Source organism: Roseomonas sp. USHLN139 (genome assembly GCF_037145735.1).
Classification (GTDB): Bacteria; Pseudomonadota; Alphaproteobacteria; order Acetobacterales; family Acetobacteraceae; genus Pseudoroseomonas.
The window spans coordinates 733,320-755,284 of sequence record NZ_JBBCWY010000001.1 but is presented as its reverse complement, the minus strand read 5'-3'; the positions used below and the strand labels follow the sequence as shown (position 1 = coordinate 755,284).

Annotated in this window: 23 protein-coding genes; 16 read left to right on the top strand and 7 right to left on the bottom strand. The window is 69.7% G+C overall.

Annotated elements, in window-relative coordinates; genetic code table 11:
- Window positions 1-257 precede the first annotated feature (257 nt).
- Window positions 258-2,144 (bottom strand): DNA primase, encoded by a 1,887-nt coding sequence (gene dnaG, locus WFI16_RS03525; protein ID WP_419896408.1) that lies wholly within the window; start codon window positions 2,142-2,144, stop codon window positions 258-260.
- A gap of 85 nt (window positions 2,145-2,229) precedes the next feature.
- Window positions 2,230-2,682, bottom strand: coding sequence for a GatB/YqeY domain-containing protein (locus WFI16_RS03520; RefSeq protein ID WP_419896407.1), 453 nt, complete (start codon window positions 2,680-2,682; stop codon window positions 2,230-2,232).
- Window positions 2,683-2,820: 138 nt separating this feature from the next.
- On the opposite strand from WFI16_RS03520, the gene carA reads away from it, so the two are divergent.
- From carA to WFI16_RS03480, 8 genes are all read left to right on the top strand, one after another.
- Window positions 2,821-4,236 carry a glutamine-hydrolyzing carbamoyl-phosphate synthase small subunit gene (carA, locus tag WFI16_RS03515; protein ID WP_419896406.1) on the top strand — a complete coding sequence of 472 codons (1,416 nt, stop codon included), beginning with the start codon at window positions 2,821-2,823 and terminating at the stop codon, window positions 4,234-4,236.
- Between the two features lie 45 nt (window positions 4,237-4,281).
- A complete protein-coding gene (locus WFI16_RS03510) occupies window positions 4,282-5,034 on the top strand; it encodes an SDR family NAD(P)-dependent oxidoreductase (protein WP_419896405.1) in 753 nt (250 codons plus the stop codon).
- Window positions 5,035-5,080: 46 nt separating this feature from the next.
- Window positions 5,081-5,503 (top strand): hypothetical protein, encoded by a 423-nt coding sequence (locus tag WFI16_RS03505; RefSeq protein WP_419896404.1) that lies wholly within the window; start codon window positions 5,081-5,083, stop codon window positions 5,501-5,503.
- A gap of 1 nt (window position 5,504) precedes the next feature.
- Window positions 5,505-5,666 (top strand): SDR family oxidoreductase, encoded by a 162-nt coding sequence (locus WFI16_RS03500; RefSeq protein ID WP_419896403.1) that lies wholly within the window; start codon window positions 5,505-5,507, stop codon window positions 5,664-5,666.
- 9 nt (window positions 5,667-5,675) lie between these two features.
- Entirely contained in the window at window positions 5,676-6,308 is a 633-nt protein-coding gene (locus tag WFI16_RS03495; RefSeq protein ID WP_419896402.1) for a LysE family translocator, read from the top strand.
- Window positions 6,309-6,414: 106 nt separating this feature from the next.
- Window positions 6,415-9,660: a carbamoyl-phosphate synthase large subunit gene (carB, locus tag WFI16_RS03490; protein ID WP_419896401.1), complete on the top strand. Its 3,246-nt coding sequence runs from the start codon at window positions 6,415-6,417 to the stop codon at window positions 9,658-9,660.
- Window positions 9,661-9,880: 220 nt separating this feature from the next.
- A complete protein-coding gene (gene greA / locus WFI16_RS03485; protein ID WP_419896400.1) occupies window positions 9,881-10,354 on the top strand; it encodes a transcription elongation factor GreA in 474 nt (157 codons plus the stop codon).
- A gap of 1 nt (window position 10,355) precedes the next feature.
- Entirely contained in the window at window positions 10,356-11,627 is a 1,272-nt protein-coding gene (locus WFI16_RS03480) for a threonine ammonia-lyase (RefSeq protein WP_419896399.1), read from the top strand.
- 260 nt (window positions 11,628-11,887) lie between these two features.
- On the opposite strand, the gene WFI16_RS03475 is transcribed toward WFI16_RS03480, so the two are convergent.
- Window positions 11,888-12,385 (bottom strand): Lrp/AsnC family transcriptional regulator, encoded by a 498-nt coding sequence (locus tag WFI16_RS03475; protein ID WP_419896398.1) that lies wholly within the window; start codon window positions 12,383-12,385, stop codon window positions 11,888-11,890.
- A 137-nt stretch (window positions 12,386-12,522) separates the two neighbouring features.
- Here WFI16_RS03475 and trxB point away from each other — a divergent pair, with 137 nt between their 5' ends.
- The 7 genes from trxB (at window position 12,523) to WFI16_RS03440 (ending at window position 18,003) form a co-directional block, all read left to right on the top strand.
- Complete coding sequence (gene trxB, locus WFI16_RS03470; protein ID WP_419896397.1) at window positions 12,523-13,497, top strand: thioredoxin-disulfide reductase; 975 nt, start codon at window positions 12,523-12,525, stop codon at window positions 13,495-13,497.
- A gap of 4 nt (window positions 13,498-13,501) precedes the next feature.
- Window positions 13,502-14,401 (top strand): LysR family transcriptional regulator, encoded by a 900-nt coding sequence (locus WFI16_RS03465; protein ID WP_419896396.1) that lies wholly within the window; start codon window positions 13,502-13,504, stop codon window positions 14,399-14,401.
- Between the two features lie 311 nt (window positions 14,402-14,712).
- Entirely contained in the window at window positions 14,713-15,210 is a 498-nt protein-coding gene (locus WFI16_RS03460) for a hypothetical protein (RefSeq protein ID WP_419896395.1), read from the top strand.
- A 200-nt stretch (window positions 15,211-15,410) separates the two neighbouring features.
- Entirely contained in the window at window positions 15,411-15,746 is a 336-nt protein-coding gene (locus tag WFI16_RS03455) for a hypothetical protein (protein WP_419896394.1), read from the top strand.
- 152 nt (window positions 15,747-15,898) lie between these two features.
- Window positions 15,899-16,669 (top strand): siderophore-iron reductase FhuF, encoded by a 771-nt coding sequence (fhuF, locus tag WFI16_RS03450; protein WP_419896393.1) that lies wholly within the window; start codon window positions 15,899-15,901, stop codon window positions 16,667-16,669.
- Window positions 16,670-16,742: 73 nt separating this feature from the next.
- Window positions 16,743-17,078, top strand: a complete 336-nt coding sequence (locus WFI16_RS03445) for a multidrug DMT transporter permease (protein WP_419896392.1) — start codon at window positions 16,743-16,745, stop codon at window positions 17,076-17,078.
- Between the two features lie 40 nt (window positions 17,079-17,118).
- Window positions 17,119-18,003, top strand: coding sequence for an alpha/beta fold hydrolase (locus WFI16_RS03440; protein ID WP_419896391.1), 885 nt, complete (start codon window positions 17,119-17,121; stop codon window positions 18,001-18,003).
- A 50-nt stretch (window positions 18,004-18,053) separates the two neighbouring features.
- Here WFI16_RS03440 and WFI16_RS03435 read toward each other — a convergent pair whose 3' ends face one another.
- From WFI16_RS03435 to WFI16_RS03420, 4 genes are read right to left on the bottom strand one after another with little or no spacing between them, the layout of a single operon-like run.
- On the bottom strand, window positions 18,054-18,641 hold the full coding sequence (locus WFI16_RS03435; protein WP_419896390.1) for a type 1 glutamine amidotransferase domain-containing protein: 588 nt from the start codon (window positions 18,639-18,641) through the stop codon (window positions 18,054-18,056).
- Window positions 18,642-18,687: 46 nt separating this feature from the next.
- Window positions 18,688-19,176, bottom strand: coding sequence for a DinB family protein (locus WFI16_RS03430; RefSeq protein WP_419896389.1), 489 nt, complete (start codon window positions 19,174-19,176; stop codon window positions 18,688-18,690).
- 23 nt (window positions 19,177-19,199) lie between these two features.
- Window positions 19,200-20,222 carry a GNAT family N-acetyltransferase gene (locus WFI16_RS03425; RefSeq protein ID WP_419896388.1) on the bottom strand — a complete coding sequence of 341 codons (1,023 nt, stop codon included), beginning with the start codon at window positions 20,220-20,222 and terminating at the stop codon, window positions 19,200-19,202.
- Window positions 20,219-21,418, bottom strand: a complete 1,200-nt coding sequence (locus tag WFI16_RS03420; protein WP_419896387.1) for a pyridoxal phosphate-dependent aminotransferase — start codon at window positions 21,416-21,418, stop codon at window positions 20,219-20,221. The genes WFI16_RS03425 and WFI16_RS03420 overlap by 4 nt, the downstream gene beginning before the upstream one ends.
- A gap of 164 nt (window positions 21,419-21,582) precedes the next feature.
- Between WFI16_RS03420 and WFI16_RS03415 the strand changes: the two genes are divergently transcribed.
- Window positions 21,583-21,963, top strand: coding sequence for a glyoxalase superfamily protein (locus WFI16_RS03415; protein ID WP_419896386.1), 381 nt, complete (start codon window positions 21,583-21,585; stop codon window positions 21,961-21,963).
- Window positions 21,964-21,965: the final 2 nt, after the last annotated feature.

Below are 21,965 nucleotides of genomic sequence, written 5' to 3'. Positions count from 1 at the left end.
GTCCTAGCGGCCCCGCCCACCGTAAGCAATGCAGGGGGCCGACATGACAGAGAGCGGCCATAACGCCCCGCCCCCCGCCAAGACAAGAGCGGCGGGGCGAAAGCCCGAAAGCCCTGCGCCGCGCGCCTTCCCGCTGCCTCTAGAGCAAAGCCCTTTCCCAACCGCCAAGCCCGGCGAGGAGACCATCCCCGCCACAGGCCGGCGATATCGGTCCCAGACCCTCCCCGACCGGCAACGCGGCCGGCCCGGCGCCGCGGTCAGAGGGCGTCCTCGCCGCCGGCATCCTCGAACTCGCCGCGGCGCTGCGCGGCGATCAGCTCGTTCAGCCGGATCAGCCGGGTCTGCGCTGCCGGATTGCCGGTGGTGGCCAGGTCCTGCAGCGCCGCCTGGCGCTCGGCCTGGAGGGCGGCCTCGCCACGGAAGCGGCCGAAGAAATACCACCAGCTGTCGGCGACCAGCTTCGGCAGGGCCTCCGGCGCCGCCGCCGCCGGCAGCAGCCGCGCGGATTGCCGCAGCCAGGCCAGGCCCTCGGCTTCGACCTCCTCCAGGTGGCGCGCGAGCTCCGCGGCGTCAAGCGGGCCGGCGCCCTGGTCGCCCTGATGGCCATGCGGCAGGTGGCCGGCATGGTGCCATGCGAGCAGCGCCTGCTGCAGCCGGGCGGGCAGACCGTCGGGCAGCTCGAGGGCGGCGAAGGCCTCCTCCACCTCGGGCAGCAGCCAGGGATGGGCGAGCGTGATGGCCAGCAGGCAGCGCGCCTGCTCCTGACGGACCTGCGACAGGTCGACCGGATCACGCGGCGGGGTGAAGCCGGGGATGCCCGGGCGTGGCGCGGCCTTGCCGCCCCTGCCCTTCCATTCGCCGCGCGGGGCGAAGGCGGGGGCCGGCCGGCGGTTGGCGGCGAAGAACTGGTCGAGCAGCGCGCGGCGGTATTCGCCGGCCAGCAGCTTGTCCGGGATGCGGGCGGCCGAGGCTTCCAGCTCGTGGCGCAGCGCGGCGCGGGCCTCCGGGGTGGTGCCGGGGAATTTCCGGGCGACCATGCCGTAGAGCACGTCGGAAAGCGGCTTGGCGGCGTCGAGCACGGCGCGGAAGGCCGGCGGGCCGCCGCGCTTGACCAGGGTGTCGGGGTCCTCGCCGGCGGGCAGGCTGACGAAGGACAGGCTGCGCTCGGGCGCCAGCAGCGGCAGGGCCAGCTCGGCGGCGCGGGCGGCCGCCTTGGCGCCGGCGGTATCACCGTCGAAGCAGAGGAGGGGCTGCGGCGCCAGGCGCCAGAGCTCGGCCAGCTGGTCCTCGGTCAGCGCGGTGCCGAGCGGCGCCACGGCACCGCCGAAGCCCGCCTGGTGCAGCGCGATGACGTCCATGTAGCCTTCGACCACCAGCACGGGGGCGCCGCGGAAGGCAGCGTCGCGGGCGAGCTCGACGCCATAGAGGTTGCGGCGCTTGGAGAAGAGCTCGGTCTCCGGGCCGTTGACGTATTTCGGCTGGCCGTCGCCGAGGATGCGGCCGCCGAAGGAGATGATGCGGCCGCGGCGGTCGCGGATCGGGAACATCACGCGGTTGAAGTAGAGGTCGGTGGGCGGCGCGTCGCCCTCGTTCTCGCGCATCAGCCCGGCCTCGATCAGCTGGCGCGGCTCGATGCCGAGCGGCTTCAGGTCGGCCGCCAGCACGCCGCGGCCGCCGCCCGACCAGCCCAGGCCGAATTTCTTGATGGTTTCCTCGGTCAGGCCGCGGCGCAGCAGGTAGTCGAGCGCCGGGCGGCCTTCGGGCAGGCGCAGGCGGCGCTGGAAGGCCTCGGCGGCGGCGTCCAGGACGCCGTGCAGGTCGCGCTGCTTGGCTTCGCGCCGGGCCTGCTGCGGGGTGGCCTTGGGCACTTCGAGCCCGGCCTCGGCGGCCAGGCGCTCCACCGCCTCGGGGAAGCTGGCGCCCTGGTTCTGCATGACGAAGGCGATGGCGTCGCCATGCGCGCCGCAGCCGAAGCAGTGGTAGTGGTCGTCATAGACGTAGAAGGACGGCGACTTCTCCCCGTGGAAGGGGCAGCAGCCGCGCCACTGGCGGCCGGCGCGGGTCAGCTTGGTGGCACGGCCGATGAGAGGCGCGAGGGGCGTTCGCAGCCTGAGCTCGTCGAGGAAGTTCGGCGGCAGCGACAAGCCGTGTTTTCTCCGTGGGAGGTCCAGGAACCTCAGGTTCCTGGCGGGGAGAGTTTGAGAGGGGCAGAGCCCCTCTCATAAGCCGTTAGTTGAGCGCCGCCTTCACCATCGGCCCTGCCTTGGCCATGTCGAGGGTGGCGGCATATTTGCCCTTCAGCACCGCCATGACCTTGCCCATGTCCTTGATCGAGGTCGCGCCGCTCTCGGCGACCGCGGCGGCGACGGCTTCCTGCATGGCGGCGTCGTCCATCTGCTGCGGCAGGAAGCTCTCGATCACGGCGATCTCGGCGCTTTCCTTGTCGGCCAGCTCCTGGCGGCCGCCCTGGGTGTACATCTCGACGCTCTCGCGGCGGCTTTTCACCATGGAGCGGAGCATGGCGATGATCTGCTCCTCCGGCACCTGCTCGACGGCCGGGCGGGCGGCGATGTCGGTGTCCTTGAGCTTGGCGATGATCATGCGGATGGCCGAGGTGCGCGGGGCATCCTTGGCGATCATGGAGGCCTTCATTTCCTCGGTGAAGCGCTGGCGCAGGCTCATGTGGGGATCTCCATGTCTCTTGCGCGGACATATATCGCGGCCCGGCCGCCGGCGCGAGTTGGCAGCCTGGGAAGAAATTTCCCACCGGCTTGGCGAAATCCGGTGGCGTCCGGAAATTTTTTCCCACATAAGGCGGGCATGCGGTCCGTGGAAGACATCATCGCCCTGATGGGCGGCCCCGAGGCAGTGGCCGAGCGCTGCGGCGTCGGCACCGAGGCGGTGCGCAAATGGCGCCAGGCGCGCGCCATTCCCGCCAAGCACTGGCCGGCGATCATCGCCGCCACCGGCCTGTCGCTGGCGGCGCTCAGCCCCACCCCCTCCACCCCGCAGCCCGACCCCAGCCCGGAGACGCGCATGGCCCCCGCCGCCACCCCCACCGACGCCGAGCAGCCGCCCGCCGGCGCCACCGCCGCCCTGGTGCTGGCCGATGGCCGCGTCTTCTGGGGCCGCGGCTTCGGCGCGCACACCACCCCGGGCAGCGAGAAGGGCACCGGCGAGATCTGCTTCAACACCGGCATGACGGGGTACCAGGAGACCCTGACCGATCCGTCCTATGCCGGGCAGATCATCACCTTCACCTTCCCGCATATCGGCAATGTCGGCGCCAACCAGGAAGACCTGGAGAGCATCACCCCGGCCGCGCGCGGCCTGGTGGTGAAGCTGGACGTGACCGAGCCGGCCAATTACCGCGCCACCAAGCATCTCGACGCCTGGCTGAAGAGCTTCGGCATCCCCGGCATCGCCGGCGTCGACACCCGCGCGCTGACCGCGCGCATCCGCGACGGCGGCGCGCCGAACGGCGTGCTGTGCTTCCCCGCCGATGGCCGCTTCGACATCCCCGCCCTGAAGGCGCAGGCCGCCGGCTGGCCGGGGCTCGAGGGCATGGACCTGGCCAAGGAAGTGACCTGCCGCCAGTCCTATGGCTGGAGCGAGGGGCTGTGGTCCTGGGGCCAGGGCTATGACCTGGCGCCGGCGAAGAAGCACAAGGTCGTTGCCGTCGACTACGGCGCCAAGCGCAACATCCTGCGCTGCCTGGCGGATGCCGGCTGCGAGGTGACGGTGCTGCCGGCCGAGGCCACCGCCGAGCAGATCCTGGCGCAGAACCCGGATGGCGTCTTCCTGTCGAACGGCCCCGGCGACCCGGCGGCGACGGGTGTCTATGCCGTTCCCGCCATCCAGGGTGTGCTGGACGCCGGCAAGCCGGTCTTCGGCATCTGCCTGGGCCACCAGCTGCTGGCCCTCGCGCTCGGCGGCAAGACCTTCAAGCTGGAGCGCGGCCATCGTGGCGCCAACCAGCCGGTGAAGGACCTGACCACCGGCCGGGTCGAGATCACCAGCCAGAACCACGGCTTCGCCGTCGACGAGAAGTCGCTGCCGGCGAATGTGACCGTCACCCATGTCTCGCTGTTCGACGGCTCGAACGAGGGGATCGCGGCCACCGACCGCCCGGCCTTCTCGGTGCAGTACCACCCGGAAGCCAGCCCGGGCCCCTCCGACAGCCACTATCTCTTCCACCGCTTTGTCGAGATGATCGAGAAGCACAAGGCGGCCTGATCCTCCAGCAGCCGCCAGGCGAAGGGAGAGACACGGATGGCTGGGATGTTCGACCTGACCGGGCGCGTCGCGCTCGTCACCGGCGGCAATGGCGGCATCGGCCTCGGCATGGCGCGCGGCCTGGCCGCGGCCGGCGCGCGCATCGCCGTGGTCGGCCGCAACGCGGCCAAGAATGCGGCCGCGGTGGCGGAGCTGGGCGGCGACTCCTTTTCCGTCATCGCCGACCTGACGCCACCCGAGGCCCCTGCCCGCGCCCTGGCCGAGATTCTCGAACGGACCGGCGGGCAGCTCGACATCCTGGTCAACAATGCCGGGACCAATCTCCGCCGCCTGCCGCAGGAGGTGACGGACGAGGATTGGGCGACCGTCCTCGACACCAACCTGACCAGCGTGATGCGGCTGACGCGGGCCGCCTATCCGGCGCTGAAGGCCAGCGGGCATGGGCGGGTGATCTGCATCGGCTCGATGATGTCGATCTTCGGCCTGCCGCTGTCGCCGGCCTATGGCGCCAGCAAGGGCGGCATCGTGCAGTATGTGCGCAGCCTGGCGGTCGCCTGGGGCCAGGATGGCATCACGGCGAATGCCCTGCTGCCCGGCTGGATCGAGACCGAGCTGACGGCGGGCGCCAAGCGTGACATGCCACAGCTGAACGACAGCGTGCTGGCCCGCACCCCGCAGAAGCGCTGGGGCCAGCCCGCCGATTTCGCCGGCATCGCCGCCTTCCTGGCCAGCGACGCCAGCGCCTTCATCACCGGCACCGCCATCCCGGTGGATGGCGGCCTGTCGGTGCACGGCTGACCGCGCGGCCATGCAGGACATCAGGGACACAGTTGATCGGACGCCGATGCCGCCCAAGCTCCGCACTGGGTGGCCTGCACGTCTCGACGCCTGCCTACCCTACGTCCTGGGCTCACTGATGTTCATTGCCTTTCTGATCAGCGGCATCCCCGCTGACGAACTTGCTGCGGCCTTTTTGTGGCTCAGTTTGATGATTCTGACGGCCATCATGTTTCTGGGTGTGCCTTACGGAGTTTGCCTGGGGCTGCTTTTCGTGGGTCTGCGTAGGCTTTTGCCGACTGGGATGGCACTTTCTGTTGCCCTCACGCTTTCAGCGGTAGCGACCTATCGCATGGGCTCAGTCCCGCTCAACAATGATAAAGCATCGGCCTTTTTGATTGGTTTAACGGCCTTGTCTCAGCTGCCCTGCCTTCTGCTGCTCCACATGGTCAACCAGGTCTGGCCACCCGCAAACCGCAAGAGCTCCTGATATGCCGCAGTTGAACGCCCATGTCCTGGCGCGCACGCCGCAGAAGCGCTGGGGCCAGCCCACCGATTTCGCCGGCATCGCCGCCTTCCTGGCCAGCGACGCCAGCGTCTTCATCACCGGCACCGCCATCCCGGTGGATGGCGGCCTGTCGGTGCACGGCTGAGGCGTCGCGATGCTGTCCGCCGCCACCCTGCTGACCTTCTCGGTCCTGGCGCTCGGCCTGGCGATCACGCCGGGGCCGAACATGCTCTACCTGGTGTCGCGCTCGGTGGCGCAGGGGCCGCGGGCCGGGCTGGTCTCGCTGGCCGGCTGCCAGGCCGGCAGCCTGGTGATCATGCTGGGTGCGGCGGCGGGCGTCACCGCGGCGCTGCTGGCCATTCCCTACGCCTATGACGTGCTGCGGCTGGGCGGGGCAGCCTATCTCGGCTGGCTCGCCTGGCAGAGCCTGCGGCCGGGCGGCCAGCCGCTCTTCGCGCCGCGTCCCCTGCCGCCGGAACGCGACGGCAGGCTCTTCGCCGTCGGCATGGCCACCGCCCTGCTGAACCCCAAGGTGGCGATCTTCTACGTCGCCGTCATGCCGCCCTTCATGGACCCGGCGCTGGGCTCGCTGTTCTGGCAGGGGGTCACGCTGGGGCTGGTGCAGATCACCGTCGCCACCCTCGCCGATGCCGCCCTGGTGGTCGGCGCCGGCGGGGTCGCCCGCTTCTTCTCCGGCCGCCCGCGCTGGGCGGCGCTGCAGCGCTGGATCATGGGCGGCGTGCTGGGCGGGCTGGCCGTCAGCCTCGCCCTGCAGAGCAAGCGATGACTTTCTAGCCCTGGTTTCCCTGGTTCCGCCTTCCCGACCTGATTTCCTTCGCGGCCCGCCGGCCGGCTTCACACCCCGGCCCGCCCAACCGAATGAGCGACCCGACATGCCGAAGCGCACCGACATCAAATCCATCCTGATCATCGGCGCCGGCCCGATCGTCATCGGCCAGGCCTGCGAGTTCGACTATTCCGGCGCCCAGGCCTGCAAGGCGCTGCGGGCGGAAGGTTACCGGGTGATCCTGGTGAACTCGAACCCGGCCACCATCATGACCGACCCGGGCCTGGCCGACGCCACCTACATCGAGCCGATCACGGTCGAGATGGTGGAAAAGATCATCGCCAAGGAGCGGCCGGACGCGCTGCTGCCGACCATGGGCGGCCAGACCGCGCTGAACACTTCCCTGAAGCTGGCCGAGGCCGGTGTCCTTGAGAAGTATGGCTGCGAGCTGATCGGCGCCAAGGCCGAGGTCATCGACAAGGCCGAGGACCGGCTGAAGTTCCGCGACGCGATGACCAAGATCGGCATCGAGAGCCCGCGCAGCCACATCGCCCACACGATGGAGGAAGCCCGCGCCGGCCTCGAGCAGGTCAAGCTGCCCTGCGTCATCCGCCCCTCCTTCACGCTCGGCGGCACCGGCGGCGGCATCGCCTATAACCGCGAGGAGTTCGAGCAGATCGTCACCGCCGGGCTCAGCGCCTCGATGACCAGCGAAGTGCTGATCGAGGAGTCGGTGCTGGGCTGGAAGGAATTCGAGATGGAGGTGGTCCGCGACACCGCGGACAACTGCATCATCGTCTGCTCGATCGAGAACCTGGACCCGATGGGCGTGCACACCGGTGACTCGGTGACCGTGGCGCCGGCGCTGACGCTGACCGACAAAGAGTATCAGCGCATGCGCGATGCCAGCATCGCCTGCCTGCGCGAGATCGGCGTCGATACCGGCGGCTCCAATGTGCAGTTCGGCATCAACCCGGTCGATGGCCGCATGGTCGTCATCGAGATGAACCCGCGCGTCTCGCGGAGCTCGGCGCTCGCCTCGAAGGCGACCGGCTTCCCGATCGCCAAGATCGCCGCCAAGCTCGCCGTCGGCTACACGCTGGACGAGCTGAAGAACGACATCACCATGGTCACGCCGGCCGCCTTCGAGCCGACCATCGACTATGTCGTGGTGAAGATTCCCCGCTTCACCTTCGAGAAGTTCCCGGGCACGCCGGCGACGCTGACCACCTCGATGAAGTCGGTGGGCGAGGCCATGGCGATTGGCCGCTCCTTCAACGAGGCGCTGCAGAAGGGCCTGCGCAGCCTGGAGACGGGTCTGTCGGGCCTGGACGACCTGCCGCCGCCGGGCGATGGCTCGAAGGAGGCGCATATCGCCTCGCTGGCCACGCCGAAGCCGGACCGCGTGCTGAACGTGGCGCAGGCCTTCCGCGCCGGGCTGACGGTGGAGGAGATCCACGAGGCCTGCCGCTTCGAGCCCTGGTTCCTGCGCGAGATCGAGAAGATCGTGCAGGCCGAGGAAGCCGTGCGCGCCGAGGGCCTGCCGAAGGATGCCACCGGCTTCCGCCGCCTGAAGGCGATGGGCTTCGCCGACAAGCGCCTGGCCGCGCTGACCGGGCAGAGCGAGGGCGCGGTGATGGCGCAGCGCCTGAGCCTCGGCGTGCTGCCGGTCTACAAGCGCATCGACACCTGCGCCGCCGAGTTCTCCTCCGACACGCCCTACATGTACTCGACCTATGAAGGTGGCTTCGGCACGCCGGAATGTGAGTCGCGTCCGACAGACTCGAAAAAAATCGTCATCCTGGGTGGCGGGCCGAACCGCATCGGCCAGGGCATCGAGTTCGACTATTGCTGCGTCCATGCCTGCTACGCGCTGAACGAGGCGGGCTTCGAGACCATCATGGTCAACTGCAACCCGGAGACCGTGTCGACCGACTACGACACCTCCGACCGCCTGTATTTCGAGCCGCTGACCGCCGAGGATGTCGTCAGCCTGATCCGCAAGGAGCAGGAGAAGGGCGAGATCCTGGGCTGCATCGTGCAGTATGGCGGCCAGACCCCGCTGAAGCTGAGCCAGGCGCTGCACAAGGCCGGCATTCCGATCCTCGGCACCAGCGCCGAGGCGATCGACATCGCCGAGGACCGCGAGCGCTTCCAGCAGCTGCTGAAGGGCCTCGGCCTGAAGCAGCCGCAGAACGGCATCGTCCGCACCCTGGACGAGGCGGTGGTCGAGGCCGAGCGCATCGGCTACCCGGTCGTCGTCCGCCCCTCCTACGTGCTCGGCGGCCGCGCCATGGAGATCGCCTACAACAAGGAGCAGCTGCTGCGCTTCGGCCAGGAGGCGGTGAAGGTCTCCGGCGAGAACCCGATCCTGATCGACCAGTATCTGCAGGACGCGATCGAGGTCGATGTCGACTGCATCTGCGACGAGGCGGGTGAGGTCTATGTCGCCGGCGTCATGGAGCATATCGAGGAAGCCGGCATCCATTCCGGCGACAGCGCCTGCTCGCTGCCGCCCTATTCGCTGCCGCCCTCGGTCATCACCGAGCTGAAGGCCGAGACCGAGGCGATGGCCAAGGCACTGAAGGTGCGCGGCCTGATGAACGTCCAGTACGCCGTCAAGGACGGCGAGATCTTTGTCCTCGAAGTGAACCCGCGCGCCTCGCGCACGGTGCCCTTCGTCGCCAAGGCGACCGGCGTGCCGGTGGCCAAGATCGGCGCGCGCGTCATGGCCGGCGCGAAGCTCTCCGAGTTCAAGCTGGATGACGAGGCGATCAGCCGCCACGTCGCGGTCAAGGAAGCGGTCTTCCCCTTCAACCGCTTCCCCAATGTCGACGTCATCCTCGGCCCGGAGATGAAGTCGACCGGCGAGGTGATGGGCCTCGACGCCTCCTTCGAGCGCGCCTTCGCCAAGTCGCAGCTCGGCGCCGGCGTCAAGCTGCCGGAGAGCGGCACGGTCTTCGTCTCGGTCAAGGAGGGCGACAAGAAGGCCGCCATTTCCTTCACCCGCCGGCTGATCGACATGGGCTTCCAGGTGCTGGCCACCCGCGGCACCGCGGCGGCGCTGCGCGAGGCGGGTCTTGCCGTCTCGGTGGTGAACAAGGTGATGGAAGGCCGGCCGCACTGCGTGGATGCCATCCGCAACGGCGAGATCCAGATGGTGATCAACACCACCGGCACCGGCCAGGCCGTCGCCGACAGCTTCGACATCCGCCGCGGCGCACTGACTCACGGCATTCCGCACTACACGACCATGGCCGGCGCCCGGGCGGCGGTGCATGCGATCGCGGCGCTGAAGGCCGGAACCCTTGATGTGGCGCCGCTCCAGGCCTATTTTCCCCCTTCGTTCTGAGAGAAGGGCGGGGCGGGACGGGGAAACCTTGTCCCGCCCGCTGCTCTTCTTCCCCTCGGTCGAGAGCCGGGCCTAATCTTTGGCCTGGCGGGCCGGGGGCCGCTCTTTCCAGCGGGCCTCGCCCGATTCTGGTTTTCCATCCGGTGCCGGATTCCCGGCGCCGCCATGCCGCCGGGCGCATCGTCCGGCGGCTTTGCCGCGTATGAAGGAAGGGACTGCCGTGCAGAAGTTCCCGATGACCGCCGAGGGCCTCGCCAAGCTGGAGGACGAGCTGCGGCATTTGAAGTCGGAAGAACGCCCCGCCGTCATCCGGGCGATTGCCGAGGCGCGCGAACATGGTGACCTGTCCGAGAACGCCGAGTACCACGCCGCCCGCGAGCGCCAGTCCTTTATCGAAGGCCGCATCGCCGAGCTCGAATCGGTCGTCCCCTCGGTCGAGGTGATGGACATCTCCAAGCTGGCCGGCGACCAGGTCCGCTTCGGCGCCTATGTCACGATCATCGACGAGGAGTCCGAGGAGGAGAAGACCTACCGCATCGTCGGCGCCCATGAGGCGGACACGAAGCAGGGCTCGGTCTCGATCTCCTCGCCGCTGGCCAAGGCGCTGCTCGGCAAGAAGGTCGGCGATTCGGTCGAGGTGCCGGCGCCCGGCGGCGCCCGCGCCTATGAGATCGCCAAGGTCCGCTTCCACTAAGATGACCAGCCGTGGTCTGGGCGGCGTGTCGTCGCCCGTCGCCGGTCTGGCAGCCGAGCTGCCGCCGCCGCCGACCATCCGTCTTGCCGACATCCGCGACGCCGCCGCCCGCATCAAGGGCGCGGTGCTGCGCACGCCGACGGTGCCGGCGCCGGTCATCGGCCGCGCGACCGGCTGCGAGGCCTGGCTGAAGCTCGACAACCTGCAGGCCACCGGCGCCTTCAAGGAGCGCGGCGCGGCCAACCGCCTCGCGCTGCTGACGCCGCGCGAGAAGGCGACCGGCGTCATCGCCATGTCGGCCGGCAACCATGCCCAGGCGGTGGCCCGCCATGCCCAGCTGCTGGGCATCCGCGCCACCATCGTCATGCCGCGCTTCACCCCCGCCACCAAGGTCGTCCGCACCGAGAGCTGGGGCGCCGAGGTGGTGCTGCACGGCGAGACCCTGGCCGAGGCCGCCGCCCATGCCCATGCCCTGGCGCTCCGCGACGGGCTGACCTTCATCCACCCCTATGACGATCCCGGGGTGATGGCGGGCCAGGGCACCATGGCGATCGAGATGCTGGAGGACGTGCCCGGCCTCGACACGCTGGTCTTCCCGGTCGGCGGCGGCGGGCTGCTGGCCGGCTGCGCCGCCGCGGCGCTGGAGCTGAATCCGGGCCTCAAGGTCTATGGCGTCGAGGTCGAGGGCTATCCCGCCATGGCGCAGCGCCTGGCCGGCCAGCCGGTCGCCGTCGGCGGCCCGACCATCGCCGAGGGCATCGCGGTGCGCGACGTCGGCGAGCGCCCCTATGCCCTGCTGAAGCAGCTCGGCATCGAGGTGCTGGTGGTGCCCGAGCGCGCCGTCGAGCAGGCGGTCGCCCTGCTGGCCGAGGGCGCCAAGGTGGTGGCCGAGGGCGCCGGCGCCGCCGGCGTCGCCGCGCTGCTGACCCACCCGGCCCGCTTCGCTGGCCGGCGCGTCGGCACGCCGGTCTGCGGCGGCAATATCGATGCCCGCGCGCTGTCCAACGTGCTGCTGCGCCAGCTGCTGCGCGACGGCCGCATCCTGCGCCTGACCTTCGACATCCCCGACCGGCCGGGCGTGCTGGCGGATATCTCGAAGCGGATCTCCGATGCCGGCGGCAATGTCATCGAGGTGAAGCACCAGCAGCTGTTCGGCGCGCCGACCGTGCAGTCGACCGAGCTGGAGCTGATGATCGAGGTGCGCGACGCCGCCCAGGGCAACGCCATCATCGCGGCGATGGAAGCCGGGGATTACGTGGTCAGGCGGGGCTGAAGAGAAGACAAGGTTAAGGCCAGGGGAAATGAATTCCCCCTGGACCCCCTTCTTCTTTCTGCGGTGACTGCCGTGTCCACGTGGTGACAGTGCGTGAAACGGCCCAGCCGAAGCGCGACCTGCGAGGCTGCGCCATTTTATGAGACGGCGTCCCGCCGCGCTGCCCGCATATCGCCTTTGGTGATGCGGCTGGGCGCTAAACGGCCAACAGACAGAAAAATCCAGGGGAATTCATTCCCCTGGCCTGCCCCTGTCTTCAGCTACCCCTGCCCTGGCTTCACGCCTTCCAGCGGCACCCCGGGAACGTCCTTGGCGGTGTGGATGGTCTGCAGCGTGCTGACCCGGCCGACATTCGGCGCCGCGGTCAGGCGGTTGGTCAGGGCGTTCTCATGGGCGGTGTCGCGCGCCACTAGGCGCAGCAGGAAGTCGCCGCCGCCGCGGATCATGTGGCATTCGCGCACTTCCGGCCAGGACATCACGTCCTGCTCGAAGGCGGAGAGGATGGCGTGCTTCTGGGATTCCAGGCCGACCAGCGCGAAGAAGGTGATTTCCCAGCCCAGCGCCACCGGGTCGATATCGGCATGGTAGCCGCGGATGATCCCGGATTCTTCCAGCCGGCGGACACGGCGCAGGCAGGGCGGGGCGGAGAGCTCGACCCGGCGGGCCAGCTCCACATTCGTCATCCTGCCGTCTTCCTGCAGCTCCGCCAGGATCTGCCGGTCCACCGCATCCAGGTTATCGGTCGTTTCGGGCTTCATCGGAACCGTTTCGTTGCTCGCGCGGCGTTCTAGGCGCAATATCCTTGCACGAGCCACTCTGTTCAAGGCATCGCCTTGCGGGAAAAGCCGATCTTTCCGATATCCTGCCCGACCAGAGCGTTTTCAGGACCAAGCCCTTGCCCGAACTGCACCGCACCCGCCTGTTGATCCTCGGTGCCGGCCCTGCCGGGTACACCGCGGCGATCTATGCCGCGCGTGCCGGCCTGTCACCGATGATCGTCGCCGGCATGCAGCCGGGCGGCCAGCTGACCATCACCACCGAGGTCGAGAACTATCCCGGCTTCGCCCAGCCGGTGCAGGGCCCCTGGCTGATGGAGCAGATGCGCGAGCAGGCCGAGCATGTCGGCGCCAAGCTGCATTACGACCTGATCACCAGCATCGACCTGTCGAAGCGCCCCTTCGTCGCGCTCGGCGATTCGGGCGACCGCTACGAGGCCGAGGCCGTGGTCATCGCCACCGGCGCCCAGGCCAAGTGGCTGGGCATCCCGGGCGAGAAGGAGCTCTCGGGCTTCGGCGTCTCGGCCTGCGCCACCTGCGACGGCTTCTTCTATCGCGGCAAGCATGTCGCGGTGATCGGCGGCGGCAATTCGGCGGTGGAGGAGGCGCTCTACCTGTCGAACCTCGCCGCCCAGGTGACGCTGATCCACCGCCGCGACAGCCTGCGCGCCGAGCGGATCCTGCAGCAGCGGCTGTTCGCCAAGCCGAATGTCACGATCCTGTGGAATACTCTCACCGAATCGGTGCTGGCGGACAGCAGCGGCCGGACACCGGTTGCGCGGGCGCTGGCGCTGCGCGACCGTCAGAGCGGCGAGGCGCGGGAGCTGGCGGTGGACGGGGTGTTCGTCGCCATCGGCCACGCCCCGGCCACCAGCCTGTTCAAGGGGCAGTTGGAGATGGATGCGGAGGGCTACCTGGTGACGGCACCCGATTCGACGCGGACCAGCCTGGAGGGCGTCTATGCCGCCGGCGATGTCCAGGACCGCATCTACCGCCAGGCGGTGACCGCGGCCGGCACCGGCTGCATGGCCGCGCTGGAGGCCGAGAAATTCCTGGCGCTCCACGAGGCCGACACCCAAGAACAGGCAGCCTGACGCCATGCCGCTCGACTGGGACAAGCTCCGCGTCTTCCACGCGGTCGCCGAGGCCGGCAGCTTCACGCATGCCGGCGAATCCCTGAACCTCAGCCAGTCCGCCGTCTCGCGCCAGATCCAGGCGCTGGAGGAGGCGCTGCAGGTTCCGCTGTTCCACCGCCATGCGCGCGGCCTGATCCTGACCGAGCAGGGGGAGACGCTGAACCGCACGGTGCGGGAGGTCTTCGCCAAGCTGGCCATGACCGAAGCGCTGCTGACGGAGAGCCGCGAGCGTGCCGCGGGGCGCCTGAAGGTGACCACCACCACCGGCTTCGGCACCACCTGGCTGGCGCCGCGGCTGCGCAAGTTCATGGGGCTGCATGGCGACGTCACCGTCACCCTGCTGCTCGACGATGCCGACCTCGATCTCGCCATGCGCGAGGCCGATGTCGCCATCCGCATGCATCCGCCGAAGCAGCCGGACCTGATCCAGCGGCATGTGGCGACCTTCGGCTGGCGCATCGTCGGCTCGGCCGAATACCTGAAGGGCGCCGGCATCCCGCAGCGCGCCGAGGATCTCGATGCGCACCGGCTGATCGTCTATGGCGACTACCGCCCGCCGGTGGAGAGCATCAACTGGCTGCTGGAAGCTGGCCGCCGCCCCGGCAGCCCGCGCCGCGCCGCGGTCGAGGTGAATTCGCTGCCGGCCATGCTGCATGCGGTGCGCTCCGGCCTCGGCATCGCCGCCCTGCCCGACTACATGGGCGACGACCTGCGCGACCTGGTGCCGGTGCTGGCCGACCTGAAATCCCCGCGGATCGACGCCTATTTCGTCTATCCGGAGGAGATGCGGCATTCAAAGCGCGTCGGCGTGTTCCGCGACTTCCTGGTCTCGGAACTGGCGGCCCTGCAGCATTCCAGCTGACCGCGAATCTTAACCATGCGTCATTCGCATGGGTGACTGGCCTTTTTGCGCCTGGGCGCATGGCCAAGGGAGGACTAAATAAGGGGCATCCGGCGACTAGGTCGGAAAGGGTCTTTGGATCCTTCGTCTCCCAGACGTGAAGCCTCCCTGTATGACTTGGCCGCTGCCCTCGGGCTGGCGGCCTTTTTTTTGGCCAAATGGCTGCCCATCGCAGGAGTGGCACAGCGGCCACACCGGCAGGGCCACGGCAGAAATTTGCATGACGCGCACTATTTACGGAATAGTGACGATGTCATCATTGCGGCATCGTCATGGAGATGGCGATGCGCGTTCTTGCTGCACTGGGACTGATGGTGACCTTGGCTGGCTGCTCGTCCATCGTGGATGGCACGTCGCAGAACATCATGGTGAATACCAATCCGGCCGGTGCCACCTGCGGCCTCTACCGGGAAAACATCAACATCGGCACCATCGCCGCCACCCCGGGTTCGGTGCTCGTTCAGAAGAGCAAGCACGACATCACCATTCTCTGCGTCATGAACGGCTATCAGCAGGCCTCGCATTTCAACAAGTCCGGGGTCGCCGGCGCCACCGTCGGCAACATCCTGCTGGGCGGCGGCATCGGCTGGGCGATCGACAGCATGTCCGGCGCCGACAACAAGTACGACACGCCGGTGAACATCACGATGGTGCCGCTGCAGCCGGGCTCCCCCGCCGCCCCTGCCCTGCTGCCGCCGACGCTGTCGGCCTCCCAGGTGCCGGTCGCCACGGCGGCCCCGGCAGCGCCGGCGGCGCCCGCCAGCCGGTAACCGGCGACAACCCTGCGCATGGCGGCTTTCATGCCGTCATGCGCAGGAGGAAAATGCCGCGGCCGGCCACTCGCCGGCTACTGCCCGCGCCTCTCGACCCTTTGAGGCACCTTCGCCTTTCCACCCCCTCCCCCACCCGCTAGGCCCGCCCGATGCCGCAGGGGGAGAGCATTCGCATGGGTCGTGGCCGTTCCAGGAGCATGCCGAAGTCCCGTGGCCAGCGCGCAGCGCAGCGCCCCGCCGAGGCGCCGGCGGCCCATGCAGGCGAACTCGACCGGCTGCGCCGCGAGGCGGAGGAAGCCCGCGCCCTGCTGCAGGAACTGCTGCAGAAGCAGGGAGAGGGCGGCGCCGTCCTCGCCCGCCGCCTCGCCACGCTGGAGGAGGAGCGGATGGTCGCCCGCGGCCAGGCCGTGGAGGCGGTGCTGGCCCGGGGGCGGGCGGAAGCGGCGCTCAAGGCCCTGACCGATGCCATCGACCGCGCCCCGGGCCTGCAGGGCTGGCTGCTGCGCCGGGCCAAGCGGAAGGTCATCCTCTAGCCCGGCGGCCGGCCGCGGCACGCCCGGCCCCGCCGCGGTATTTTCGCTATTGCGAGGCATTATCATCTGAGCTAGCTCGGGGCCGTGACACGCTGCCTGGCCCTCCCTGTGCCCGCCTGCCGCACCGTCCCGCCGTCCCGGCAGGCCGCGGCGTGACCCCCTTCCCCTTCCTGACCGGCGAGCTCGCCCGCGGCGGCACCGGCCTGGTCCCGCTCGGCGCGCCGGGCCAGGACGGCATCCCGCTTGCCAGCCTGCTGGCGCGCGGCGCCGTGGACCGGCTGGTCGGCGGCATGGCATCGCCGAAGGGCGGCGACAGCGCCGCGCCGGACCGCCGTGCCATGCTCTCGCTCTGGAGCCGCTACTATTTCTACACCCTGATCCCGCCGGTGGTGCTGACGCTGATGCTGGCGCATCGCCGCCTGCCACTGGCCGCCGACCAGGGGGCCGTGCTGCTGAAGCCCGATGGCCTGCCCTCGGCGGTGGCGCTGCCGCATGCCGGCGAGCGCTGCGCGGCGCCGCGCGAGCCCTTCGACCGCTTCGCGCCGCTGCTGCGCGACCACCTGGCGCCGCTGATCGCCCACTGGGCCGCCGAGGGCAGGGTCTCGGCCAAGGTGCTCTGGGCCAATGCGGCGGGCTATTTCGCCTGGATCGTGCGCGAGGCCGCCACCACGCCCGGCATCGACCCGGAGGCGGCCTTTGCCGGCCAGGTCATGGTCGAGGCCACCCACCTGCCCGATGGCAGCGCCAATCCGCTGCACGACCCGATGCAGACGGTGGACGGCCCCGCCGGGCCGCAGCGCTGGCGCAAGACCTGCTGCCTGCTCTACCGCCTGCCCGACCGCCAGGAATGCCCCTATTGCCCGCTGCTGCTGCGCGGCGGCCGTTGCGCCGGCCCCAGCGAGCCCTGCTGCAGCGACGGCTGACGCCGGCCGGCCGCCCGGCACCGTTGCGCTTTCGGTCTTGGCAAGCCGCCGGCCGCGGGCTACCGCCGCAGCCATGGACACCTTCCTTCCTGCTCTGATGCTGCTGTCGGGGGGCGCCTTCATCAACACGCGCGCCAATGTCCCCGAGCTGCGCCCGGCTTCGGAGGCCGCCGATTTGGCCTGGCGGCTGCTGTCGCGCCTGGCCTTCTATCTCTGGATCGGCCTGCTGCTCTGGGGCGCCTACCAGCGGCCGCTGCTGACGGTGCTGCTCGGCTTCGGCCTGTCGCTGGCCTTCAACGTGCTGCTCGCGGCGCGCGGCCCCAAGGCCATCTGGCCCGGCCTGTCGATGCTGCTCTCGGCGCTCGGCATCCTGCTCGGCGTCTGGACCGTTCTGGGCCTGGAATTCTGACGGCCGCCGCCGAGGTCTGATGCCCATCAAGGAGACGGCCATGTTCTTCCCCGGCTTCACCCTCGAGGAACGGCAGGTGGCGGGCGAGACCGTCCGCCTGCGCCGCGGCGGCAAGGGCCCGCCCCTGCTGCTGCTGCACGGCAATCCGCAGACCCATGCGATGTGGCACAAGGTGGCGCCGGCGCTTGCCGAGCGCTTCACCGTCATCTGCCCCGATCTGCGCGGCTACGGCTTTTCCCAGTCGCCGCTGCCTTCTGCCGACCATGCGGCGCATTCGAAGCGGGCGATGGCGCGGCAGCTGCTGCAGCTGATGCAGGACCTCGGGCATGAGCGCTTCCAGGTGCTGGCGCATGACCGCGGCGCACGGGTCGCGCACCGCCTGGCGCTCGACGCGCCGGAAGCCGTGCAGCGCCTGGCGGTGCTCGACATCGTGCCCACCATCGAGCATTTCGAGCGCACCGACATGGCCTTCGCGCTGGGCTACTACCACTGGTTCTGGCTGGCCCAGCCGCATGACCTGCCGGAACGGCTGATCCTGCGCGACGTGGAGGACTGGTTCGACCTGCACACCAGCCGCGAGCCCAAGGACCGCAGCTTCTTCCATCCCGAGGCCCGCGCCGACTATCTCGCCGCCCTGCGCCAGCCCGGCACCGTCGTCAGCATCTGCGAGGACTACCGCGCCGCCATCAGCATCGACCTCGAGCATGACCGCGCCAGCCGCGCGGCCGGCGAGAAGGTGGCCTGTCCGATGCTGGTGCTCTGGGGGGCGAAAGGCAAGATCGGCCAGTGGTATGCGCCGGTGGAGCTCTGGCAGCGCTACACCTCGGGCAGGGTGGCCGGGCACGCCATCCGTTCGGGGCACTATCTGGCGGAGGAAGCGCCCGGCGAGGTGCTGGAGGCGGCGATGGGGTTCTTCGAAAAGTAAGCGAGGCCAGGGGAATGAATTCCCCTGGAACCCCTTCTTTTTTCTGATCGTTAAGCGGCGCGGCGGGCGCCGTGGCTGCCCTCCTGCACCTCTTCCACGATCTTCGCCACGAAGGCATCCAGATCGTCCGGCGAGCGGCTGGTGACAATGCCCTTGTCGGTCACCACCGCCTGGTCCAGCCAGGTGGCGCCGGCATTCTGCACATCGGTCTTGATCGAGCTGAAGGACGTCATCTTGCGCCCCTTGGCCAGCCCGGCCTCGACCAGGATCCAGGGACCGTGGCAGATCGAGGCGACCACCTTGCCCTTGGCGGCGAAGTCCTGCACCAGCGCGATGGCCTGGGCATCCACCCGCAGGTGGTCGGGGTTCAGCACGCCGCCCGGCAGCACGATGGCGTCGTAGTCATCGGCCTTCACCTCGGCCAGCGGACGGTCGACGGGTACCGACCGCCCCCAGTCCTCCGGCTCCTTCATCCCGTCCCAGGCGGTGATCTGGCCGGGGGCGCGGGTCTTGGCCGGGGCGGCGACATGCACCGCCGCACCCTGCGCGCGCAGCTTCTCCAGCGGCACCATCAGCTCCGATTCCTCGAAACCGTCGGTGGCCAGGATCAGGATCTTCGCTTCCTTGATGGCAGGCATGGGTCTCTCCTTCTGCGGTGTCGCCGAAGGAACCGCCTGGACCGGCCTAGGGTTCCAGGCCCTGCGGCACAATCGCCGGCAGGTCGGTGTCGCCGGTGGCCGCGCCGAAGCCGGTCAGCAGCGCATGCGCCTGGCCGCGGTGATGCGTCTGGTGGTTGAACAGATGCGCCGCCAGCAGCGCCATCGGCCGGCGGATCTCCCGCCCCAGGGCGCCGCTGTAATAGACGAGGTCGCCCTCCAGCATCGCCGGCGTCAGCCCGGCGGCCCAGCCCTCGATCACCCCGTCCAGCCGTTCGCGCTCGCGGCGCAGCGCCGCGAAATCCCCGATCATCGAGGCGCTCTGCGCGATGCCGACCGGCGGCGGCGGGCTGCCGGTGAAGCGGTGCAGCCAGATCGTGTCGGCCCAGGCCAGGTGGCACAGCGTCCCCTGCAGCGAGCCGAAGAAGGCGCCGCGCTCCTCCCGCCGCTGCGCCTCGGAAAGCCCCGCGGCGGCGGCGTAGAAGCGCCGGTTCATCGCGCTGTTGTAGGCCGCCATCATCCGGCAGAAGGCAGGAGACGTCACAGCGACCTGTAGAAGAAAAGCTGGTCGCCGAAGGTGCCGTCGGCATTGCGGGCGAAGGCGGGGATGCGCCCGGCCTCGACCCAGCCCAGGCTGCGGTACAGCCGCTCGGCCTCGTCGCCGGCGCGGGTGTCGAGCGTCAGCAGCGACCGGCCGATGCCGCGCGCCGCCTGCTCCGCCCGCCGCATCAGCGCGCGGCCGACGCCACGGCGGCGATACTCCGGATGCACCAGCAGCATGTCGACCACGGCGCGGTGCGTCTGGTTCTCGGCCATGGCCAGGTTCAGCTGCGCCGTCCCCGCCATCCGCCCGTCCAGCCAGGCGACCAGCAGCAGCCGGTTGCCCATGGCGACATCGCCCGAGGTCTTGCGCCAGAAGCTGCGCGCCGTCTCCGGCGAGAGCGGCGCCTGGTAGGCGACGCTGGCGCCATCGGCGACGCAGGCCGCCAGGATATCGGCCAGGTTGCGCTCGGCGCTGGCGGCGGCGGCGGCGTCCAGCGCCTCGATCACCAGCCCATGCGCCGGCTTGGCGTAGCGGAATTCCAGCGAATGCGAGAGGTCGTCGAGGATGCGGATCGACCCGGCCCGGACATAGCCGCGCTTCTCGTAGAAGCGGTGCGCCGCGTCGAAGCGGGTGTCGGTCCACAGCACGATGCGCTGCGCGCCCTGCGCCTGGGCATAGTTCTCGGCGCCGCCCAGCAGGACATGGGCGAGGCCGCTGCCCCGCTCCGCCTGCTCGACATACATCTTGCAGATCTCCCAGGCATCGTCCGAGCCGAGCGGCCGGGTCGCGACCATGCCGGTCACCCGGCCGCCCCGCTCCGCCACCCAGACCGCGCCGCCCGAGGCCTCGAAATGGCTGGCCAGCGCGCGCAGCTCCGGCACCTCACCATCGACGTCCAGGATGCAGTTCGGATATTCGCCCCAGGCGTCGCCGATGAGGCGGATGTAATCCGCCGCATCCTCGTCCCGGCCGGCGCGGATTTCCGCCGCCGGCCGCGCCGTGCCGATCGGCTTGTTCACGAAAGCGCCCGGCAGAACTCCTGGATCCGCGTGCAGGCCTCGCGCAGGCTCTCGGTGTCCGTCGCGTAGGAGATGCGGATATAGGGGCTCATGCCATAGGCCGTGCCCTGCACGGTGGCGACCAGCTTCTCCTCCAGGAGCGCGAGGGCGAAGTCGGTGTCGGTCTCGATCTTGCGGCCGCCCGGGCTGGTCTTGCCGATGCAGCCGGCGATGTTCGGATAGACGTAGAAGGCGCCTTCCGGCTTGTGGCAGGACAGACCCGGCGCCTCGGCCAGCATCTCGACCACCAGGTCGCGGCGCTCGCGGTAGATGGCGGCGCGCTCGGCCAGCAGGTCCTGCGGGCCTTCCAGGGCGGCGACGGTCGCCGCCTGGCTGATCGTGCTGATGCCGCTGGTCAGCTGGCCCTGCATGTTCGCCATCGCCTTGATCAGCGGCTTCGGGCCGCCGGCGAAGCCGACGCGCCAGCCGGTCATGGCATAGGACTTGGACGCGCCGTTGACGGTCAGCACCCGGTCCTTCAGCGCCGGCTCGATCTCGGCGATGGTGCAGAAGCCACCGTCATAGACGAGGTGCTCGTACATGTCGTCGGTCAGGATCCAGACGTCGGGATGCTTCAGCATGACGTCGGCGATGGCGCGCATCTCGGCACGCGAGCAGCTGGCGCCGGTCGGGTTGGACGGGAAGTTCAGCAGCAGCCACTTGGTCTTCGGCGTGATCGCCGCTTCCAGATCCTCCGGCCGCAGCTTGAAGCCGTTGTTCTGCGGGCAGTTGACGAAGGTCGGCGTGGCGGTGGCGAGCTTCGCCATGTCGGCGTAGCTGACCCAGTAGGGGGCGGGGATCAGCACCTCGTCGCCGGCGTCGCAGGTGGCCAGCAGCGCGTCCATGATGATCTGCTTGCCGCCATTGGCGACCAGGATCTCGTCCAGCGCGTAGTCGAGGTTGTTGTCGCGCTTGAACTTCTTCTGGATCGCCTGCTTCAGCGCCTTGGTGCCATCGGTCGGCGGGTACTTGGTGTCGCCAGCCAGCGCCGCCTGGTGCGCCGCCTCGATGGCATGGGCGGGGGTGGCGAAGTCCGGCTCGCCAGCGGCGAGGCTGATCACCTTCTTGCCCTCGGCCGCCAGCTCACGGGCGCGGGTGCCCATGACGACGGATGCGGAAACGGCGATATCCTTCAGGCGACCAGCAAGGGCAGGCATGGCTCAGACTTCTCCGGGAACTTCGGCGGTGGCGCAGCCTAGAGAGGCTTGACCGCCGCGCCAAGGCCACCCGGCGGGTGCAAAGCGCAGAACCGGCCTGCTTTCACCGCGGGCCGCGGCAGAAAGCGCTTTCCCGCGCCGGCGGCCGGGCCAGAATGCGGGCCATGAGCACCGATCCGGCCTTCCTGGCCACCATCCCGGTCCTGCGCAGCTTCGACGAGGCCAAGGCGCGGGAATTCTACCTGGACTTCCTGGGCTTCAGCCTCGACTGGGAACACCGCTTCGCCCCCGACCTGCCGCTCTATGTCCAGATCCGCCGCGGCGCCCTGCTGCTGCACCTGACCGAGCATCACGGCGATGCCTGCCCGGGCGCCACGGTCTTCATCCGCATGGCCGGCATCGAGGCCTTCCACGCCGAGCTGACCGCCCGCCAGTATCGCCATGCCCGGCCGGGGCTGGAGACGCTGCCCTGGGGCCGCATGCTCACCGTCGGCGATCCCTTCGGCAATTCGCTGCGCTTCTGCGAGCCGCCGGCGGAAGGCTGAGG